The sequence below is a fragment of the Candidatus Dorea massiliensis AP6 genome (assembly GCF_964245105.1).
In the GTDB taxonomy this organism is placed as follows: Bacteria; Bacillota; Clostridia; order Lachnospirales; family Lachnospiraceae; genus Laedolimicola; species Laedolimicola intestinihominis.
In genome coordinates, this window is sequence record NZ_CAXTKW010000001.1 from 149,366 (window position 1) to 165,488 (window position 16,123).

At 46.8% G+C, this 16,123-nt stretch carries 29 protein-coding genes; 5 read left to right on the top strand and 24 right to left on the bottom strand.

What is annotated here, in order from left to right:
• The first annotated feature begins 4 nt into the window (after nucleotides 1-4).
• The gene (gene aroA, locus ACESZP_RS00770) at nucleotides 5-1,282 is read left to right on the top strand and encodes a 3-phosphoshikimate 1-carboxyvinyltransferase (RefSeq protein WP_499707720.1); all 1,278 of its coding nucleotides are present in this window, start codon (nucleotides 5-7) and stop codon (nucleotides 1,280-1,282) included.
• Nucleotides 1,283-1,548: 266 nt separating this feature from the next.
• Here aroA and ACESZP_RS00775 read toward each other — a convergent pair whose 3' ends face one another.
• The 4 genes from ACESZP_RS00775 to ACESZP_RS00790 are packed head-to-tail and all read right to left on the bottom strand — an operon-like array spanning nucleotide 1,549 to nucleotide 3,831.
• A complete protein-coding gene (locus tag ACESZP_RS00775; protein ID WP_499707721.1) occupies nucleotides 1,549-2,946 on the bottom strand; it encodes a ParB/RepB/Spo0J family partition protein in 1,398 nt (465 codons plus the stop codon).
• Nucleotides 2,946-3,242: a hypothetical protein gene (locus tag ACESZP_RS00780; RefSeq protein WP_158563052.1), complete on the bottom strand. Its 297-nt coding sequence runs from the start codon at nucleotides 3,240-3,242 to the stop codon at nucleotides 2,946-2,948. The genes ACESZP_RS00775 and ACESZP_RS00780 overlap by 1 nt, the downstream gene beginning before the upstream one ends.
• A gap of 15 nt (nucleotides 3,243-3,257) precedes the next feature.
• Nucleotides 3,258-3,569 carry a long-chain fatty acid--CoA ligase gene (locus tag ACESZP_RS00785; RefSeq protein WP_499707722.1) on the bottom strand — a complete coding sequence of 104 codons (312 nt, stop codon included), beginning with the start codon at nucleotides 3,567-3,569 and terminating at the stop codon, nucleotides 3,258-3,260.
• Nucleotides 3,547-3,831 (bottom strand): helix-turn-helix domain-containing protein, encoded by a 285-nt coding sequence (locus ACESZP_RS00790; RefSeq protein ID WP_499707723.1) that lies wholly within the window; start codon nucleotides 3,829-3,831, stop codon nucleotides 3,547-3,549. Before ACESZP_RS00790 ends, ACESZP_RS00785 begins: the two co-directional genes overlap by 23 nt.
• A 234-nt stretch (nucleotides 3,832-4,065) precedes the next feature.
• Between ACESZP_RS00790 and ACESZP_RS00795 the strand changes: the two genes are divergently transcribed.
• The 4 genes from ACESZP_RS00795 (at nucleotide 4,066) to ACESZP_RS00810 (ending at nucleotide 7,159) form a co-directional block, all read left to right on the top strand.
• Complete coding sequence (locus ACESZP_RS00795) at nucleotides 4,066-4,443, top strand: helix-turn-helix domain-containing protein (RefSeq protein WP_101872433.1); 378 nt, start codon at nucleotides 4,066-4,068, stop codon at nucleotides 4,441-4,443.
• A 41-nt stretch (nucleotides 4,444-4,484) separates the two neighbouring features.
• Nucleotides 4,485-4,808, top strand: coding sequence for a hypothetical protein (locus ACESZP_RS00800; protein WP_101872432.1), 324 nt, complete (start codon nucleotides 4,485-4,487; stop codon nucleotides 4,806-4,808).
• A gap of 187 nt (nucleotides 4,809-4,995) precedes the next feature.
• Nucleotides 4,996-5,373, top strand: coding sequence for a hypothetical protein (locus ACESZP_RS00805; protein WP_379690960.1), 378 nt, complete (start codon nucleotides 4,996-4,998; stop codon nucleotides 5,371-5,373).
• A 52-nt stretch (nucleotides 5,374-5,425) separates the two neighbouring features.
• A complete protein-coding gene (locus tag ACESZP_RS00810) occupies nucleotides 5,426-7,159 on the top strand; it encodes a recombinase family protein (protein ID WP_499707724.1) in 1,734 nt (577 codons plus the stop codon).
• Nucleotides 7,160-7,305: 146 nt separating this feature from the next.
• On the opposite strand, the gene ACESZP_RS00815 is transcribed toward ACESZP_RS00810, so the two are convergent.
• From ACESZP_RS00815 to ACESZP_RS00910, 20 genes are all read right to left on the bottom strand, one after another.
• Nucleotides 7,306-7,893, bottom strand: a complete 588-nt coding sequence (locus ACESZP_RS00815; RefSeq protein ID WP_499707725.1) for a hypothetical protein — start codon at nucleotides 7,891-7,893, stop codon at nucleotides 7,306-7,308.
• Nucleotides 7,894-7,962: 69 nt separating this feature from the next.
• Entirely contained in the window at nucleotides 7,963-8,559 is a 597-nt protein-coding gene (locus ACESZP_RS00820) for a hypothetical protein (protein ID WP_499707726.1), read from the bottom strand.
• A gap of 44 nt (nucleotides 8,560-8,603) precedes the next feature.
• Nucleotides 8,604-9,257 (bottom strand): DUF6273 domain-containing protein, encoded by a 654-nt coding sequence (locus ACESZP_RS00825; RefSeq protein ID WP_499707727.1) that lies wholly within the window; start codon nucleotides 9,255-9,257, stop codon nucleotides 8,604-8,606.
• Between the two features lie 13 nt (nucleotides 9,258-9,270).
• Nucleotides 9,271-10,086, bottom strand: a complete 816-nt coding sequence (locus ACESZP_RS00830; RefSeq protein WP_499707728.1) for a DNA adenine methylase — start codon at nucleotides 10,084-10,086, stop codon at nucleotides 9,271-9,273.
• Nucleotides 10,055-10,348, bottom strand: coding sequence for a hypothetical protein (locus tag ACESZP_RS00835; protein ID WP_499707729.1), 294 nt, complete (start codon nucleotides 10,346-10,348; stop codon nucleotides 10,055-10,057). The genes ACESZP_RS00830 and ACESZP_RS00835 overlap by 32 nt, the downstream gene beginning before the upstream one ends.
• A gap of 6 nt (nucleotides 10,349-10,354) precedes the next feature.
• Entirely contained in the window at nucleotides 10,355-10,687 is a 333-nt protein-coding gene (locus ACESZP_RS00840; RefSeq protein ID WP_147600813.1) for a hypothetical protein, read from the bottom strand.
• Between the two features lie 3 nt (nucleotides 10,688-10,690).
• The gene (locus ACESZP_RS00845; protein WP_499707730.1) at nucleotides 10,691-11,140 is read right to left on the bottom strand and encodes a hypothetical protein; all 450 of its coding nucleotides are present in this window, start codon (nucleotides 11,138-11,140) and stop codon (nucleotides 10,691-10,693) included.
• 10 nt (nucleotides 11,141-11,150) lie between these two features.
• On the bottom strand, nucleotides 11,151-11,939 hold the full coding sequence (locus ACESZP_RS00850) for a hypothetical protein (RefSeq protein ID WP_147600815.1): 789 nt from the start codon (nucleotides 11,937-11,939) through the stop codon (nucleotides 11,151-11,153).
• Between the two features lie 3 nt (nucleotides 11,940-11,942).
• Nucleotides 11,943-12,137, bottom strand: coding sequence for a hypothetical protein (locus tag ACESZP_RS00855; protein ID WP_147600816.1), 195 nt, complete (start codon nucleotides 12,135-12,137; stop codon nucleotides 11,943-11,945).
• Nucleotides 12,134-12,502 (bottom strand): DUF3846 domain-containing protein, encoded by a 369-nt coding sequence (locus tag ACESZP_RS00860; protein WP_227338508.1) that lies wholly within the window; start codon nucleotides 12,500-12,502, stop codon nucleotides 12,134-12,136. Before ACESZP_RS00860 ends, ACESZP_RS00855 begins: the two co-directional genes overlap by 4 nt.
• Nucleotides 12,503-12,512: 10 nt before the next feature.
• Complete coding sequence (locus ACESZP_RS00865; RefSeq protein ID WP_147600818.1) at nucleotides 12,513-12,719, bottom strand: hypothetical protein; 207 nt, start codon at nucleotides 12,717-12,719, stop codon at nucleotides 12,513-12,515.
• A gap of 4 nt (nucleotides 12,720-12,723) precedes the next feature.
• Entirely contained in the window at nucleotides 12,724-12,894 is a 171-nt protein-coding gene (locus ACESZP_RS00870; protein ID WP_215677223.1) for a hypothetical protein, read from the bottom strand.
• Nucleotides 12,895-13,167 (bottom strand): hypothetical protein, encoded by a 273-nt coding sequence (locus tag ACESZP_RS00875; protein ID WP_147600819.1) that lies wholly within the window; start codon nucleotides 13,165-13,167, stop codon nucleotides 12,895-12,897.
• Nucleotides 13,168-13,178: 11 nt separating this feature from the next.
• Entirely contained in the window at nucleotides 13,179-13,700 is a 522-nt protein-coding gene (locus ACESZP_RS00880) for a hypothetical protein (RefSeq protein WP_499707731.1), read from the bottom strand.
• A 14-nt stretch (nucleotides 13,701-13,714) separates the two neighbouring features.
• The gene (locus tag ACESZP_RS00885; protein ID WP_418424449.1) at nucleotides 13,715-14,014 is read right to left on the bottom strand and encodes a hypothetical protein; all 300 of its coding nucleotides are present in this window, start codon (nucleotides 14,012-14,014) and stop codon (nucleotides 13,715-13,717) included.
• Between the two features lie 12 nt (nucleotides 14,015-14,026).
• Nucleotides 14,027-14,446: a hypothetical protein gene (locus ACESZP_RS00890; protein ID WP_418424452.1), complete on the bottom strand. Its 420-nt coding sequence runs from the start codon at nucleotides 14,444-14,446 to the stop codon at nucleotides 14,027-14,029.
• Nucleotides 14,447-14,449: 3 nt separating this feature from the next.
• On the bottom strand, nucleotides 14,450-14,776 hold the full coding sequence (locus ACESZP_RS00895; protein ID WP_499707732.1) for a hypothetical protein: 327 nt from the start codon (nucleotides 14,774-14,776) through the stop codon (nucleotides 14,450-14,452).
• A 169-nt stretch (nucleotides 14,777-14,945) separates the two neighbouring features.
• Nucleotides 14,946-15,269: a hypothetical protein gene (locus tag ACESZP_RS00900; RefSeq protein WP_499707733.1), complete on the bottom strand. Its 324-nt coding sequence runs from the start codon at nucleotides 15,267-15,269 to the stop codon at nucleotides 14,946-14,948.
• 36 nt (nucleotides 15,270-15,305) lie between these two features.
• Complete coding sequence (locus ACESZP_RS00905; RefSeq protein ID WP_499707734.1) at nucleotides 15,306-15,896, bottom strand: hypothetical protein; 591 nt, start codon at nucleotides 15,894-15,896, stop codon at nucleotides 15,306-15,308.
• A 17-nt stretch (nucleotides 15,897-15,913) separates the two neighbouring features.
• Nucleotides 15,914-16,078, bottom strand: a complete 165-nt coding sequence (locus tag ACESZP_RS00910) for a hypothetical protein (protein ID WP_499707735.1) — start codon at nucleotides 16,076-16,078, stop codon at nucleotides 15,914-15,916.
• Nucleotides 16,079-16,123 lie beyond the last annotated feature (45 nt).

A 16,123-nucleotide genomic window follows, 5' to 3' on the forward strand; every position in this document is an offset into this window, starting at 1 on the left:
ATTTATGAAATTTACACGTGCGCAGAAATTACACGGGGAAGTTACCATCCCCGGCGATAAATCCATCTCCCATCGGACCGTTATGTTCGGCTCGCTGGCAGAGGGAACCACCGAGGTGACCGGTTTCTTAAGGGGCGCCGACTGCCTCTCGACCATTGAATGCTTCCGTCGGCTCGGCATTTCCATTGAGGATAAGGGCGAGCGGATTCTGATTCACGGGAAGGGACTACACGGGCTTTCCGCGCCGTCTGCGATTTTGGATGCAGGCAACAGCGGTACAACCACCCGGCTGATTTCCGGTATCTTAAGCGGTCAGAATTTCGAGACTACGCTGACCGGCGACGCCTCCATTCAGAAGCGGCCCATGGGACGTATCATCGAACCCTTAAGTCAGATGGGCGCCGCCATTACCAGCCTTTCCGGAAATGGGTGCGCGCCGCTTCGCATTCAGGGACGGCCCTTACATGGCATTCACTATACTACAAAGGTGGCTTCCGCTCAGGTGAAGTCCTCGATTCTGCTGGCCGGACTTTACGCAGACGCGCCCACCAGCGTGACGGAGCCTGCGCTGTCCCGAAATCATTCGGAGCTGATGCTGCGTTTCTTCGGAGCGAATGTGAAAAGTGAAGGGACTACGGCTGCGATTCAGCCAGAGCCGAAACTCATCGGACAGAAGGTACAGGTTCCCGGGGATATCTCTTCTGCCGCTTACTTTATCGCGGCGGGATGTATCACACCGGATTCGGAGCTGCTGATTAAAAATGTGGGAACCAACCCGACCCGGGACGGTATTTTACGTGTCTGCCGGATGATGAACGCGGATGTAACACTGCTGAATGAAAATACGGACAGTGGCGAGCCCACTGCTGATCTGCTGGTTCGCACTTCTTCTCTCAAGGGTTGTATCATTGAAGGGGAACTGATTCCGACTCTGATTGACGAATTGCCGGTGATTGCGGTCATGGCCTGCTTTGCGGAAGGTACGACGAGCATCCGGGACGCGGCAGAGCTGAAGGTGAAGGAGTCTGACCGAATCGCGGTGATGACGGAGAATCTGACAGCTATGGGCGCGAAGGTAACGGCGACGAATGACGGTATGATAATTGAAGGTGGTTATCCGCTTCACGGGGCTGTAATTGACAGTCATTTGGATCACCGAATTGCCATGTCGTTCGCCGTGGCGGCGCTCAATGCGGATGGGGAGACGGAGATCCTCGGCGCGGACTGTGTGAATATTTCTTATCCGGCTTTCTACAGAGATTTAGAGAAAATACAGAAGTAAGAACGGACGAAAGGAGGGCGGCTCCTGTCCGCGGACCGGAGCCGCCCTCTTTTCTGTTTGCTAATTTCTGCTTTCGAGTTTGGATTTTCCGCGCTTCGCGCGGCAATCCCGCTTGATTACAAATATACGTTTTGGATGTTATTTGATGAACATCGCATCCCCTATGTAGAGGGCGTGCCTCCATTTCACTACTTATGTACCGCTACTTTGTAGCTCCTTCTTCCTATTATAATAGCCTACTTTGCGCCAGTTGGCAAGTCAGTAGTTTACTTTTCTTCCGCAGATGCAAATAACTCACTTGTTCCGTCCAGAACTTGCTTCTCCTCATCCATCTCAAAGAACCACCCAAACAGTTCGAGGGCTTCATACCCTTTCAGCAGTTTATCCGCCTTTTCTTTGGCGTAGCGTCCGCTATAATCATAGGTTTCTCCTACAGTATTCATCGACCCGTGCAGAAACACAAGCATTTGATGTGTGATGCTCAATCCTTTGAACGTCTCATTTGCCTGCTTTCTCTCTTCTTCGCTGTACTTCCACTCATCGCCCTCCAATAAAAAGCCTCTCGCAATCGAACCGTACAGACCATAACCAATCAGCACCAGGGCATCCCAGATTTTTTCTCTCGCTGCGTTCTCATCCTTAAGAGCCGGGATTTTTCCAGAGATAATTCCGGCAATAAATTCCTTCCTCCGGGCGGCACTTCCTTTCAAAATCTCCTTTACCTCTTTCGATTTTCTCTCCTGCTCCTTTTTTGCCAATTCCTCTTTTGTTGGCTTCTTTTTCTCTTTCGGTGGCTTAGTAACAATTCTCAAATCTCGCCACGTCTCATACCAGTACATCTGCTCTTTCTGCTCTGGCAGATTGATTTCATCCGGGACATCGTCTGCTAAGTTGAACTCAATCACTGTTTTCCATTTCCCATTGTACATCTGCTGGGAATACTGCTCCGGTGCTTTCTCTACTCCCATCTTTTTCAGCTTCGCTTTGAGCTTCTTTGCGTTCTCTTTCTTCTTAGCATTCGTGATCTCGTTCTGAACCCGGCTCACAATATCTCTGGAGCTGCTGGCCTTATCCAGAATCTCATTTCGCATTTCTACATCCTTGATTTTCTCCAGTTCGTACAGGTCTTTCAATGTGAGCTGAAAAGCATCGTCCTGCTGCTTCTCTTTCAATTTCTCCTGGTCCAGCTTCGCAATATTCAGCCGGTGCCGGACGGTTGATTTGCTGAATCCCGTCTTTTCTGCAATCTGGTCTTCCGTATCTCCTAAATCAAGCATCATCTGGAATCCCTGGGCCTGTTCCTGGATGGTAAGGTCTTCACGCTGAATATTCTCCAACAGCATGATTCCTACCTGCTCTTTCCGGGAAATCTTGCTTCTAATCTGGCATGGAACTTCTACCAGGCCTGCTAATTTTGCCGCCTCCAGTCTTCTATGTCCTATCAGTACATGGAAATCACTGATTACCGAAACCTTATCAGCATCCGGCTGATCTTCCGGGTCTGCTGTCAATGCACTCGCCGGAATAACCGTCAAATTCTGCATGACTCCATGTTTCTTCATTGATTCTGCCAACTCTGTCACATCTCCGAGGTCTTTTCTCGGATTATCCGGATGCGGATATATATTCTCCACTCTGATTTTTACAACTTCACTGCTCTCCATTACTTTTCCTCCTTTTTCTTTTCAAATTTCAGACCCAACTTTTTCCCATCTTCCAGAATCCGCTGCATCTCCGCCTCATACTCTCCAGCACTCCGCACCGGTGCAAACGTCATTCTAGTGCCGCTCTTTGTTGGTTTTCCCATTTTCTGCAGTACCGCACCTTTTGTCTGGAGTTCATCCAGTCTGATACTGATAACTGCAATCTGATAGAATCTCTCTTTCTCATCGAACAGCTTTTTTGTCATCCCCGGAAACATCGTCTGATATTTCATGATTGTGATCTTGTGTTCCATCATCGCCCCTCCTTCACATTACTCCGCCGGGAACTCGTACACGATATTCTTCTTGTACATTGCCGGTCTTGTTGCCTGAGCCGCAGCGTCGAAGAACTCAATCGTATAACATTCGCTTTCATATACACCGCAGAAGTCTTTCAGCACCTGCAAGCACCGTTCCTTTGTCTGATACTCTGCAATCTCTTCCAGGCAACCGTCAGATATGCAAATTGTGTGTCTGACAGTTTCCTTCTTTCCCTTGCGTTCTACCTGTTCTGAATATTCCAGGGCGTTAAAGGCTCTTCCGAACCACAGCACCTTCTCTTTATTCTGGCTTACAATCAGCATCTTCCTCTTCCTCCTCCGGTGGTTCAATCATCGGCATACACCAATCTCTGGTTGCTTCTTTCATGGACGCTGATGCCTTTTCGATGTTGAGAAGGTCGCTGATTGCACTTGCAATCGAATCCGAGTAAATCCGGCCATTCACAACTCCGGATACCCTGGTTCTTGACTTGCCGATTCTCTCAGCCAAATCGTTGATAGACCAGCCACGTTCAATCAGCCCCTTCTTAACTTCCTTGCCCCAGTCAGTGATATTGCCCTGCATTATGCTTTTCCTCCTTTCTGATGGATTTTTGCATATGTAGTTTACTTTCTCGAAGTAAAATGATACAATTTAACGGTACAAACGTACACTACATACGCAATCACAAACTACTTATGCGATTTAGCACTTCCCATTTGCGAATCATTTGTAGCTTGTGATTGTATTGTAGCTCGAAAACTCGAATTTGTAAAGAGTTTTTCTTCGATTTCTCGAATTATTTTACGGAGGTGCTACATGGAAGCAATCGACAGAATCGAAACAGTTCTCGAACAGAGGGAGCAAACGCCTTATGCACTGTGCAAATTTCTTGGCATTAACCAGTCTTCCTACTCTACCTGGAAGGCTCGGAACACTCTGCCGCCAGCTAAATACATTGCAGACATCGCCCGGTTTCTGCACGTCTCTACCGACTACATTCTGACCGGAAAAGAATCTGCTTGCATTGACGCACAGGCTGAAACCTACACTGATGACGAAAAAGAGCTGCTGAGTATTTACAAGGCTCTGCCAACAGAAAAACGTTATGAATTTAAAGGGGAAATGAAAGGCTACCTCAAAGCTCTTGAGGAAAGCAAGAAATACCTTGACGATGAAAAAAGATTATCCGTTTAGATTGGTATCGTCGTTTCAGATGATACCGGACAGGAGGGCTTATGGATTCAAAGAAATACTTTTTCCTGGCCCGGACCGAAGAACAACTGAATTGCGATGCTGCGGCTCTACTGCTCTATCTCTCTTCCTTCTGTTCTTCTCTGGAGGAAGGGCCTGCATCACTGTCTGCCGGAACCATCAACAAAATAGCGCACCTGCGGAAGAAGCTCTCGCTTTCTGTTCGTGAGTTTCTACCGTTGGTCCATACCTATTCTGACACTCTGACAGACATTGACTGCCGCCGGGCGTTGGTTTTCGCTCTTGGTGGCAACATACATGGCATAGTTTCTCTCTGTGAAGGGAGGGTTCCTGCATGGAGCAATTAACATCCGATAACAAATTTACTTTTCATGGGGAAGACACCGGCTTGTCGGTAGTAGATTTCTGGTCCTGGGCTTACAGTGATCTGCTCAACAATACAGACCGGGGCGTACTTGCAGAATACATAGTACACAGTGCGTTATTACCCCCCCCCCCGATTCGAAAATGCGAACTGATTGGCTCCCCTTTGATTTGACCAGTCCTACCGGACAGCGAATCGAAGTTAAATCCGCCTCTTATCTCCAGTCCTGGGATGAAGCGTACCACGAGCATATACAGTTCAGCATAGCCCCTCACAGAGCCTGGGACCCGAAAGCCGGATATTCTCCGGACATCAAGCGTCATTCTGACCTCTACGTTTTTTGCCTTTACAAAGCACTGACAAAAGACGTTTCGCCGCTTGCCCTGGAATACTGGGAGTTCTACGTGCTACCTACCTACGTGCTCAACGAGCAAAAGCCCAACCAGAAAAATATTTCTCTTAATTCGCTGAAAGCTCTAAAACCTTACATAACGGATTTTGCCGGATTAAGGGATGTAATATTGAATTGCCCGACTAAAAGGGCGTAGAAATGGACATACGCCGTTCTGTAATGGGACGGCGTATTTTTGGAGGAAAAATATGATTTCAAACAGTTCCGCCACTCACGCAAAAGTGGCTATATACATACGAGTCTCTACGCTGCATCAGATTGACAGGGATTCTCTGCCTATGCAGCGTCATGATTTGATTGCCTACGCCAAGCTGATACTGAACACTGACGATGTGACAATTTTCGAGGATGCCGGGTACTCCGGTAAAAATACCATCCGGCCAGAATTTCAGAAAATGATGTCTCAACTCCGGACCGGCACGTACACACATCTTCTGGTCTGGAAGATTGACCGAATCTCCAGAAACCTTCTGGACTTTGCCGAGATGTACCAGGAGCTTAAAGACCTGGGCGTTACCTTCGTCTCGAAAAACGAGCAGTTCGACACCAGTACGGCTATGGGAGAAGCGATGCTCAAAATTATCCTTGTCTTTGCGGAGCTGGAGCGTAACATGACTTCGGAACGTGTCACTGCCACTATGATTTCCAGAGCCAGCAACGGGCAGTGGAACGGCGGACGTATTCCTTACGGCTACGATTATGACCCGGAAGAACAGGGTTTCAGCTTCAACTCCGATGAGTACAACATCGCCCATCTGATTCATGACAAATACGAAGAACTCCGCTCCCTGGTTTATCTGGCCCGGTATCTGAACGAACATGGCTACCGGACTCGTGCCGGTAATGACTGGTCCCCAGTCTCTCTGGATATTATTCTTCGCAGCGTATTCTACTGCGGCGATTACCAGTACAACCGCCTTAAGGAAGGGGACCGGCAGCGTCCTAAGGATAAATCCGAATGGATTACCGTGAAAGACCACCACCCGGCCATCGTAAGCCGAGAACAGAAAGAACGCATCCTTGCACTCCTGGAATCCAACCGCAGGCTCAAATCATTTCGTAAGAGTGGCAAGAGCAAATACACACACATTTTCTCCGGCCTGCTCATCTGTGGAAATTGCGGTCAACCTATGACCAGTTCCATTTCCACCATAAAGAAGACTACTGGCAGACGCTATTCTCTCTACTTCTGCCCTACGCACAGGAAAAGCAAGCTGTGGTGTACCGGAAAATCTACCTCAGACCCAATCGTTGGCGAGTTCGTCTTCAACTACATTCTCAATATGCTCAACGCTCAAAAGGCGTTCTCTCCGGAAACGAGCATACAGGAACTGGAACAGCAGCTACTCTCCGGCGATACTTTCTCCCCGGTGGCCGCCATTGCCCCGGACGGATTACATGATCTGTTTCATACGCTCCGCACCGGAACCATCAAGGGAGAGGTCTTCGGAAAAGACGTCAAAATCAAAACAGGCTCCGAGCCGCCATTGCAGCTATCAAAACTCAAAAAGGAAAAAGTCCGTCTGGAAAGAGCTATTGACCGTCTGAACAAGCTGTTCCTCTATTCCGAAAAAGCTATGCCGGAATCCGAATACCTCACTCAGAAGATTCAGCTTTCGGACTCCCTGGAAGAAGTCGAAGACAAGCTGGCGTTCCTGGCATCGGAAGGCAGCCTGCAACAATCTATCACTGATGATGAATTTATCGCCAAGGCAAGCAACTTCATACTCTCCCAGAAACTCACTGACCGAAACTACATCAGCTTTCAGTCTCTGAGTGCTACCGTCTCTCCGGAGGTCCTTGATTCTTTTCTCAGCAGTATCATAGACAACATCGTTTTCAAAGACGGGGCCGTTAACTCTATCACATTCCGCAATGGATTGTCTCACACGTTCATCTACAGAGAAAAGCCAGAGGTTTAATCGCCCCTGGCTTTCTTCATATCTCCATATTCCGTTGTATCGCTATTTTGTAGTGAATCGCTCTACAAAATCATCATCGCATCCCGGATATTGAAAGATTGTAACCATAATGTTACAAATGTAAACAACATCCGGGATCACATTGGTTACTCATTCTCAGAATATTTGTAAGTACCGTCCTCCTGGAGAACAATCATTCCGGCAGCTTCCTCGATACATCCGTCCGTGTCAATCGTTCCATACGTAGCCAGGTATGAAAGAGAACCCTGGAACTGGATGCCGGTACCGTCTCCGCAGGAGATTGTTACCCAGTTATAACCAGAATCTTTTACAACCTCGTTGCAGAACTCAGCAAATTCTTCATTCGTGGTAGCTTTCAGAAGCTCTTTATCCACGACAACCTCAGCCCATTTTGTATCGTTCTTTTCTTCATGCTTCGTTACCGGTGCGGTCATAAGAACATTGATACTCTCAGCCTGAGCAGTCTCTGCCTTTTCCTGTTCCTCGCTTACAGCCGGTGTTTCCTCCTCTGGTTCAGCTTCTGTTTCCGGAACGCTCTCAGGTTCCTTAACTTCGGTCTCCTCTGCTTCGGTCTGCTCCTCAGTTGCTCCCTCTGTCTCTGTTTCTTTGTTGGCTGCCGCCTCCATGCCGTCTTTCACACCATCACTGAAACCGCATCCGCAAACAGATACTGCCATCATAGCCACCATTAACCATACAACCACTTTTTTCATACTTCATTTCCTCCGTTTCGTGTATTTCGTTGATTATACCATGCAAACCTATTTTTGCATAGCAAGATTTTATGTTGCCGGCATGAGTACGGGCTGTGCTGCTCCCGGATCCGCTTCTTTATGAGCCTGTGAAAGTTCCGGATTATCGAAAACATTTCCAACTAGGTAAGCGTAATCCTCCGTAGTACCCAGCGGCATAGGTTCTTTTACCTGGTAAAGCTCCTCTACATCCATGGAGACTGCAAAGAAGCCGACGCTTTCCATCCATGCCTTATCTGCCGGGCAAAATGCCATATACTTCCCGTAGCAAATCTCGAACAACAGATTGTCCGGATTCCGGTACACATCGCCCTCAAACAGAACATTCCCCGGTACATCGTGCCTGTCACAGCATCTGGTGACAGTTTCCGGCTCTAATTCTTCCCAGATAGGGAAATCTTCCTCGTACCGCTCCAAAGCCTCCTCCCAGCCGTATTCCATGGCGAGATAGGCTTTTTCAGTCAATCCTTTATCTTCCAGACCGCACCCCATCGCCATGCCATTGTACGCCGGTCTCTCCGGCTCCAGATTCGGAGAAACCAGGGCAAAAGCCCTGTTTCCCATGCAAACAACCGTTCCAATGATCCAGGAACCCGTCTTTTTTGATTTTCCTCTGTATAATTCCATACTAACCTCCTGATAGAAAATCTGCCCCACTAGGGGGCAGGATTTTAAGATTTACGGATTGCGAAGCCAGGGGCTACGCCAAACGAGTTGGATGCGTTGTAGCTGTTGGCATAGCCGCTGTTGCCGACATCGCAGAAGTTGGCGGTGCTGCTGGCGCTCGGAGATGCCAACCACCTCCATGTTGTGTCTCCATCTTCATCAACAACAATACGGTTCGTTCTCTCCTTGTAGAACGGAAACTGTTTGTCTACCCCGTTGTATTTTGCATAAATCTCCTCTCCATGAACCTCGTACTCGGACGGTAGAAAAAGAAGATCCTCACACTCCAAAGTAGAACCATTCTGAATCTGAATAGTTTTCTTAGGTGAAAGCATTTCTACCAGTTCATCCGGAAGCAGAGCCAAGATTTCGCTATTCAGGTATCCTCTCATTTTGCAATCTTTCCAGCCTCCTTTGTTCGTCCACTCCTTGTTCATCCGGTGATCTTCCCCGACAGTGTTGCGGAAGCAGAAAATAACTTCACCGTTCTGGTATAAGTCTACGGCTGCCACCGCTATTACGGCTCTACTGCCATCCTTTAAGGTTTCCGTAATCTCCGTTCCTGGTTTCAGCTTCTCAGTCGCTTTCCCGGAATTGATGATTTCCAGAACCTCTTTCCATGTGACATTGCTCGTTTCTGTTCTTTTGATAGTTGCCATTTTGCAATCCTCCTTAAAATAATTTTTCCTGTTGAAAATCTTTTATAGTAAACTGCCTCTCGTAATTCATCCAGACAGTTTCTACCCTGTTTCCTCCGTATTCAGCATTTGACCGGAACTGCTCCTTGTGCCAGCCTTTTAACATGCTGTCGTAAAGTTCCGATTCATAACCGCTTATCATTACCATAGCCTCTGAGTTTTTCAGGACACCCAGTAACTCCTCATGGTCTGCATCCGTCATTTCATGCTTGTACTGTTTTGCTGTCCTGGTTCCCAGGATATACGGAGGGTCTATGTACATGAAAACATCCGGATAATTGAACCTCTTTATTATTTCCAGTGCCGGCCTGTTGTCTATCTGGACACACCGCAAGCGTTCTGCAGTCTCCAGGATAACCTCCGGCAGATTGTACCAGTTCCGGAGAGCGTACATACTCTCCCGACCGTGTACATCGTTTTTCCAGCCCACCCGGTACCCATTTGTCCGGAACCCATGACCTTGCCAGCATGTAGTCAGAAAGTCAGCCGCTCTCTGGAAATCGTCCTGCTCCTCATTCGATGCGAACGCCCTCTCATACTCATGTCTGGAATAAGGCGTTGTCGCAACAATTCTGGCCAGTCTGTCAGAATCATCCCTTATGCAACGGAACAGGTTCGGCACGTTATTGTCAAGGTCATTTATCATTTCAATTCTGCTCGGCTCCTTTGAGAAGAATACGGCTCCGCTCCCAAAGAACGGCTCCAGGTACGTGTGATGCTCCGGAATCCTTGCCACAATCTCTCCGGCAATCCTCCATTTACTTCCCGGATATTTCAGAACCGGTTTCATCAGGACCAGCCACCTTTCTCTCAAAGAAAATCTTTACAACCTCACACACCGCTCTTGCTTTTGCTCCTCCGATACCACGGATATTCTGCATTTCTTCCTCCAGACCGATCAGATCCGGAACCTCTGCTGCTTTTTCAGATGCGGCTCTCTCTCCAGCTCTGTACCCGTTCTCATATACTGCGTTCAGATACTCTTTCATGTCATTGTGATCCATCTTGCGGGTGCGATCGTACTGCTTTCTGTTTAACTCGTATTTTTTCATGTCCTTTTAATCCTCCACCATTTCCACATACAAATTACCGATTGCCTTGTTTTCCTGGACTGCGATAATGCTCCTGATCTTCCCTACCGGTTTTCCATCATAGCTTACTCTGTACCTGGTTCCTGCCTTTGTTGGGTCGGTATTCGGGAGGCGTTCCATCTCCACCTTTTCCAGCTCCCACCCAGGACCTACTACTTTGTCCAGGCATGATGTAATAGCCGCATCCGTTGACCTGGCTACCTGCTGTGCAAATTCTTCGACCGGAGGAAACATTTCCATGCCTCCAAACTGCGTTATAGCCTCATTCTGCCTTTTTATTGATACTCGTGGAAATTCCATGCTTTACCCCTCCTGGCTGATTATTTCGTCCATCTGGGAAACAATCCTGTCTGCCTCGTATGACGGAATAATTCCCATTTTCCCCAGGCTTGCCACGAACCGGACACCCTTTTCGTAATTTTCCGGAGTGTTTGCACCGAAGCACTCCTCTACGGCATCCTCCAGCGGCAGACCATTTTTGCCTCTGTCTTTCGTCAGGTACTTAATCAGCGGCGATATGTCATAACCTACAAACGTGATGTAATTCTGACCTGGTTCATATCTCCAGCCGATCGGCTCCCAGCTCATTGTATTTTCCTTGTATACCGGCTCGAACCTTTTCCCGTTCAGGATCACTTCGCCTTTCCGGATGTATTCCACCTTGATTCCTGCCGCCTCCAGCTCCAGGAGGTGCTTAATAAAACGCCCCCAGAGCTTGTCAATCTTTCCTTGCTTCGAACAAATATAATTCATTTCAGACCTCCTAAATGTACTTTGCGTATTTCTCACTGATAGATGCCACCCATTCCGGATCCAGCTTATCCGGGTATGTACTCCAGGCGTTCTTATAGCTGTTCCACCACCATCCACGAGATTTCAGTGCTACAATCAGCTGCCGTTTCGGTCGCATCAGGAATTTTATATAAACCCTGTCGCCCTCTTTGTATGCCGTAAGGTTTGTATCCTCGAAAAATACCTCTTTCCGGATTTCCTTAATTTCTCCGGCAAGCGACTTCTGGTACAGCTTCGCAATAGTGCTGTTCTTACGCCACTTATATTCTGGGTACAACTCCTCGTAAATCCGGATGAAAGAGGCGTTATCATACATTGCCAATTCTGCCAGGTGGTTTGTAGGATCACACGGATTGTCCGGCTTCCTGCAGAACTCAATCAGCTTCAACAATTTCTCCGCCTTATCGTTTTTCTGCTGTCCTCTTTTTATCTGATCTTCCAAGTCTTTGAACCACTCCGAAAAAGCTGCGGAAAGCTCCAGGATTTTATCTGACTTATCCAGCTTCCTGGAATTGTACTTTGCTGGGCCTGCCACCATTACGCTGACATGCTGTGCCTCATATTTCAGCATTTCACTCCATTTCTCATGCAGTTTATCCAGGATGGATTGCTTTTTCTCCTCTGAGATCGGCCAGGACAGCACTCTCTCCACATACACCTGATATTCATGCTCGGATATATCGCCCCTCTTTCCGCCAAAGCTGTTACTATTCGCCCTGTGAATCAGGTCTTTGTTTAATTCTTTTACTGCTATGCTCATTTCCTACACCCTTTCCACATAATCCACGCTGTTTGCCTTGCATCCGAACTCTGGACACAACGACCGCCACAATTCTTCCAGCTCGCTCATGTTCTTTGCGTCCAGCTCTGTTTCATCGTTACCGTTAAAACCAATGCGATAGGTCTGGGCGCCGGTATCACCCACGACCACGCCTTTTCCTGCTTCTCTGATTGTCACTTCTGTACCTCCTCCAGTAACGGAAAATGATCTTTTAAAAAGAATTTCACCAGCTCCGCATCTGCGAGTGGCAGAATATCCGGACCGTTCTGCAGTCCGAAAATGATGTCTCCAACAATCGGCGTTCCGTGGTTCTGGATGCCATAAAGGAACGAACCGACAGCGTTTACCTCTCTGTTTTTCACAAGTCCGGATTCATCAACAATCATTACAACCGGCTCACGAAACAGGTCATACATGATCTGGGTTTTTACAGTCTCTGTGCAATCAGCCCCGATTGCCTTTCCCCAGGAGCCAAGGCTCCAGTTCGGAAGCTCCTCAACCGATATTTTGTTGTCAGTAGTGATTTTTACTGTTTTTACCATGGTTTTCCTCCTAATCTCCTATGTAGTACCGCTCCTCGTAGCCATCCTCGTACACCTTTACATCATGGTACGGGTCAAGCCTGGTCTTTGTGATTCTTCCATGAACCGGATCCCGGTATTCAACCGGTTCCGATTCATCCTCTAACTCTCCAGTCACGATACCCAGGGCAATATCAATGTCACTCATTCCAGCTTTTTCAGCTTCTTGCACTGTCATAGGTTCACTCCTCCTCATAATCTTCATAGTCAATGTTCGCCGCTTCACAAATGCTCTCATAATCCGAACCATTCTCGTACATGTTCTTAATAACCTGACCGTGAACAGTGCCGTACCACTGATTGATGTGTCTCTCGATTTCCGCATTTAAGCGATGATTTCCTCTATCTGCCATCTACTTTTCCTCCTCCAGAACGATCTTCTCCTGGTACTCATACTGCGCTACCGGTGTGCTATCACAGCGGTATCTGTTCAGCCTCCAGCCGCTATCATACGGGCGGAACTCCATGTAACCGTCAGTGCTGATGCTGATACTGGCAGATTCCCCGAATGGACTTTTTGCCAGTGCCTCCCTGATCTGTTCGATTAGAGGATATACCTCTTTTGCCAGTGCTACGAACTGCTCTTTCTTGTTTTCCATTTCGCTGATTTTTTTCTCTTTGCTCATTTCTCTACCTCCTAAAAATTGTAATCATAGAACTCATGACGGCCTTTGCTCAGTGACAGATTTCCTGGCTGACCGTATCTCTGGTATTTTCTGGACCAACGGAATGTGTACTCCGTACCGTTTTCGTCCGGCTCGTAGGTGTATGTCTGCTCGTCCTGATTTGTACAATGTGCGGCGAATCCTCCAGGAATCCATTCCGGCTTAAAATCCGGATTGAGCGTAGCCTTATCTCTACGGACAGTAACCGTACTCTTTGTAACTTTGGTAACGGTTGCGGCGTATCTGTCACTCCAGAGGTTTACCGTTACTCCATCGCCTACCCGGATGCTCGCCGGTGTCAAATAATACTCTCCGAACTGTGCGACCTTTTCTTTAGCTCCCCGGAAACAGAAGCCTGCAAGTTTTCTATTTCCGTTTTTCAAATATTCAGCTGCTCTCTGGAAATGTCTTACGATTTCGCTGTCCTGGATGATGTATGGTGCGTTGTCCGGGTCTATTGCCCGGATAATCGCAAAAATACTGCTCTCTTTCATTGGTACTCTCCTCTCTATAATTTGTGTACTGCATATATCATTGATTTTGGTGTAGTTTCTTGAAAGCTCTTTACTCTCCGGTGAAACTCTGCATCATCCAGCGGAATCATGTAGAAGTTTACCTCTTTTACTTCATCTTCTTCGTCATATTCCTTTGTGGCATATATCACATGATCTGCCCCGGTTTCTTTCAAAACCTTTCTCGCTTCGCTTCCGAACTCCTTTAACACGCTTTCTAAATCTTTCAAAGGCATCTGCCCCACCTCAGGGTATATTGATTCATTGTGTTTGAACCATCTAATCCATTTGCTCATATTCCATACCTCCTAATATCCCAACTGTCTACGTGCTTCCTGCAAATCCTCAATGGCGTAACTATCTCTCAATTTCATCACGCCTTTTTCCAGGTGTTCTGGCGTTTCCGAAGAATCAAAGACCCTTTCAACAGCTTTCCGGCATTTTTCAAAAGTTTTATCCCCGGATGATAAACGGTCAGTTCTCTCTTTCAGAGCGTTCATTTTCGCCTCCAGCTCACGGCGTTCATTGTCGATCTCCATTGCCATTTCAGCCGTTTCCACCATATCCTGAATAACAGCCATTCCTCCTGCCAGGAAGATTGTTGCAATCTGGTTTTTGCCGTCCGTGTTCCGGATTGCCGGGTGCCATGTATAAACCTTTTCGATAATTTTATATTCTTCAGCTGTCACTGTTGCGCAAGCCATATTTTCAAATTCCTGCTTTGTCATGATCTATACATCCTCCATTTCCTTTTCAATCTCTTTTGCTATATCCTCAAAACCACTGTTTCTCAGTAATTCGATATTTTCTCTTACGGTTCTGAGAATGTCCTCCCTGATTTTCTTTGTTTCTGCAAAATCTGGAATGCTGTACATTGAATCGAGTAGATCAATCATTTCTCCCTCGATTTCTCTTGCCATTCTCATATCCTTTTGATTTAAGAGACCTTTTACAACCTCATTAACCTTTTCCTGGGCCGTTTCCCATTCCTTAGATTCGATGTCCTGTCTATTTCTCTCTGAAAGTGAATTTCTGTAATCACTGAAAGAATATGTCATTTTTGTGTCCTCCGTTTCGTGTTTCATTTTTATGAGTTATCTCTTTTGTTGGCTTAACTTTAGCTCATTATATTGAGTTTGTCAAACCTATTTTTTCATTTTTTGATATTATTTTTGCAATAAAAAAGAACGCCCATTTTTTCAGGACGTTCCATTTCATCAAAATGCTTTATTTCTCAGCCTTTTTGCTGATTTCCAACAGGTACCCCATAGAAACCAGGATTGCCTCCAGGGAATCGTAGTACAGATTTTCTTTTTCCGCTGTTGCAAAGAAATCCGCCTCACAGAAGTTTAGCGTTTCCCCATCTTTCCTGGCAACATGGATCTGGTACCCAAAAGCATCTAAAATACGTGTCATGGTGTTAAACCGTGGGTTTCTGTTATTCAGCTTGTCCCAGAAATTCTGACGGCTCATTCCGGCAACCGCCGCCGCTTCTGATTGTGTCATTCCGTTTTCGTCTATATGTTTTACAATAAAATCTACTGCTTTCACCTTTTTACCTCCTGGTTTTTCTTTATGCTATCGCAGTTATCCGCCCATTGTCAATCCGAACAAATCGAACAAAGACAGCTGACCGGTAGGAAGCGGCTTTTCCTCCGGTTCCTGGTTCAGAATAGCTTCCGCCTTTTCCCGGCACTCCTGGAACGATTCCATATACGTCTCCGGATGCTCATGCCTCCTCATTTCCACCAGAGAATCATTTTTTATAAAACTTTTAAGACCGGCAACATAGTTAATTACGTTCGTGATGCTGATCTGGCTTTTCTGCTTCTCTGTGAGCCTGTTTACAGCCTCTTTCAAATACTGGTAATCTTCATTTGCTTCGTATGCTGCCAGGCTTTCTATGGCGTGTTTCCGGATTTCTTCCGGGAGTGCCATATATTTATTGTCCACCTCTGTAGGGAGCCCCCAGAAATACTCCTCCGGGTATTCTTCAGGAAGCAACTCAGCTTCGCACTGTCTTTTGTAGTAAATGATATGATTACGTACCAGGTTCATATTCGCACCATCTTCCCAAAACGGATCACCGGCGCCATTCTGCAGAATATGGTTCCAGCATTCGTAACTACCCCTCAGTTCTTTCCCCAATTTCTCTGCCGTTGATATACATTCTCTCATTTTCCCTCCATTAAATCCTAATGCATCCAATCGTCCAACACGCTTACGATATCCAAAAGTAAATCATGTGTTTCGACAATCTCACCGTTTGCGTACATATCAGCAGCTTTTCGGATGTCTACAATTATTTTGTTGTCTTTCAGATTGCCGCTGTCATCTAAGTATTTTTTATATCTATCCATTTCTTTTCCCTCCACAAATCATTTTGCTCGCTGTTTTATCTCATA

Excerpts from the sequence above, each read along its gene's own strand:
- ACESZP_RS00790 (WP_499707723.1), bottom strand. The coding sequence starts at position 3,831 with ATGCAGGGCAATATCACTGACTGGGGCAAGGAAGTTAAGAAGGGGCTG.
- aroA (WP_499707720.1), top strand. The coding sequence starts at position 5 with ATGAAATTTACACGTGCGCAGAAATTACACGGGGAAGTTACCATCCCC.
- ACESZP_RS00880 (WP_499707731.1), bottom strand. The coding sequence starts at position 13,700 with ATGAAAGAGAGCAGTATTTTTGCGATTATCCGGGCAATAGACCCGGAC.
- ACESZP_RS00860 (WP_227338508.1), bottom strand. The coding sequence starts at position 12,502 with ATGGTAAAAACAGTAAAAATCACTACTGACAACAAAATATCGGTTGAG.
- ACESZP_RS00785 (WP_499707722.1), bottom strand. The coding sequence starts at position 3,569 with ATGCTGATTGTAAGCCAGAATAAAGAGAAGGTGCTGTGGTTCGGAAGA.
- ACESZP_RS00835 (WP_499707729.1), bottom strand. The coding sequence starts at position 10,348 with ATGAAAAAATACGAGTTAAACAGAAAGCAGTACGATCGCACCCGCAAG.
- ACESZP_RS00905 (WP_499707734.1), bottom strand. The coding sequence starts at position 15,896 with ATGAGAGAATGTATATCAACGGCAGAGAAATTGGGGAAAGAACTGAGG.
- ACESZP_RS00885 (WP_418424449.1), bottom strand. The coding sequence starts at position 14,014 with ATGAGCAAATGGATTAGATGGTTCAAACACAATGAATCAATATACCCT.
- ACESZP_RS00875 (WP_147600819.1), bottom strand. The coding sequence starts at position 13,167 with ATGAGCAAAGAGAAAAAAATCAGCGAAATGGAAAACAAGAAAGAGCAG.
- ACESZP_RS00820 (WP_499707726.1), bottom strand. The coding sequence starts at position 8,559 with ATGGAATTATACAGAGGAAAATCAAAAAAGACGGGTTCCTGGATCATT.
- ACESZP_RS00795 (WP_101872433.1), top strand. The coding sequence starts at position 4,066 with ATGGAAGCAATCGACAGAATCGAAACAGTTCTCGAACAGAGGGAGCAA.
- ACESZP_RS00815 (WP_499707725.1), bottom strand. The coding sequence starts at position 7,893 with ATGAAAAAAGTGGTTGTATGGTTAATGGTGGCTATGATGGCAGTATCT.
- ACESZP_RS00830 (WP_499707728.1), bottom strand. The coding sequence starts at position 10,086 with ATGAAACCGGTTCTGAAATATCCGGGAAGTAAATGGAGGATTGCCGGA.
- ACESZP_RS00775 (WP_499707721.1), bottom strand. The coding sequence starts at position 2,946 with ATGGAGAGCAGTGAAGTTGTAAAAATCAGAGTGGAGAATATATATCCG.
- ACESZP_RS00895 (WP_499707732.1), bottom strand. The coding sequence starts at position 14,776 with ATGACATATTCTTTCAGTGATTACAGAAATTCACTTTCAGAGAGAAAT.
- ACESZP_RS00870 (WP_215677223.1), bottom strand. The coding sequence starts at position 12,894 with ATGGCAGATAGAGGAAATCATCGCTTAAATGCGGAAATCGAGAGACAC.
- ACESZP_RS00850 (WP_147600815.1), bottom strand. The coding sequence starts at position 11,939 with ATGAGCATAGCAGTAAAAGAATTAAACAAAGACCTGATTCACAGGGCG.
- ACESZP_RS00840 (WP_147600813.1), bottom strand. The coding sequence starts at position 10,687 with ATGGAATTTCCACGAGTATCAATAAAAAGGCAGAATGAGGCTATAACG.
- ACESZP_RS00825 (WP_499707727.1), bottom strand. The coding sequence starts at position 9,257 with ATGGCAACTATCAAAAGAACAGAAACGAGCAATGTCACATGGAAAGAG.
- ACESZP_RS00890 (WP_418424452.1), bottom strand. The coding sequence starts at position 14,446 with ATGACAAAGCAGGAATTTGAAAATATGGCTTGCGCAACAGTGACAGCT.
- ACESZP_RS00810 (WP_499707724.1), top strand. The coding sequence starts at position 5,426 with ATGATTTCAAACAGTTCCGCCACTCACGCAAAAGTGGCTATATACATA.
- ACESZP_RS00780 (WP_158563052.1), bottom strand. The coding sequence starts at position 3,242 with ATGATGGAACACAAGATCACAATCATGAAATATCAGACGATGTTTCCG.
- ACESZP_RS00845 (WP_499707730.1), bottom strand. The coding sequence starts at position 11,140 with ATGAATTATATTTGTTCGAAGCAAGGAAAGATTGACAAGCTCTGGGGG.
- ACESZP_RS00800 (WP_101872432.1), top strand. The coding sequence starts at position 4,485 with ATGGATTCAAAGAAATACTTTTTCCTGGCCCGGACCGAAGAACAACTG.
- ACESZP_RS00910 (WP_499707735.1), bottom strand. The coding sequence starts at position 16,078 with ATGGATAGATATAAAAAATACTTAGATGACAGCGGCAATCTGAAAGAC.
- ACESZP_RS00865 (WP_147600818.1), bottom strand. The coding sequence starts at position 12,719 with ATGACAGTGCAAGAAGCTGAAAAAGCTGGAATGAGTGACATTGATATT.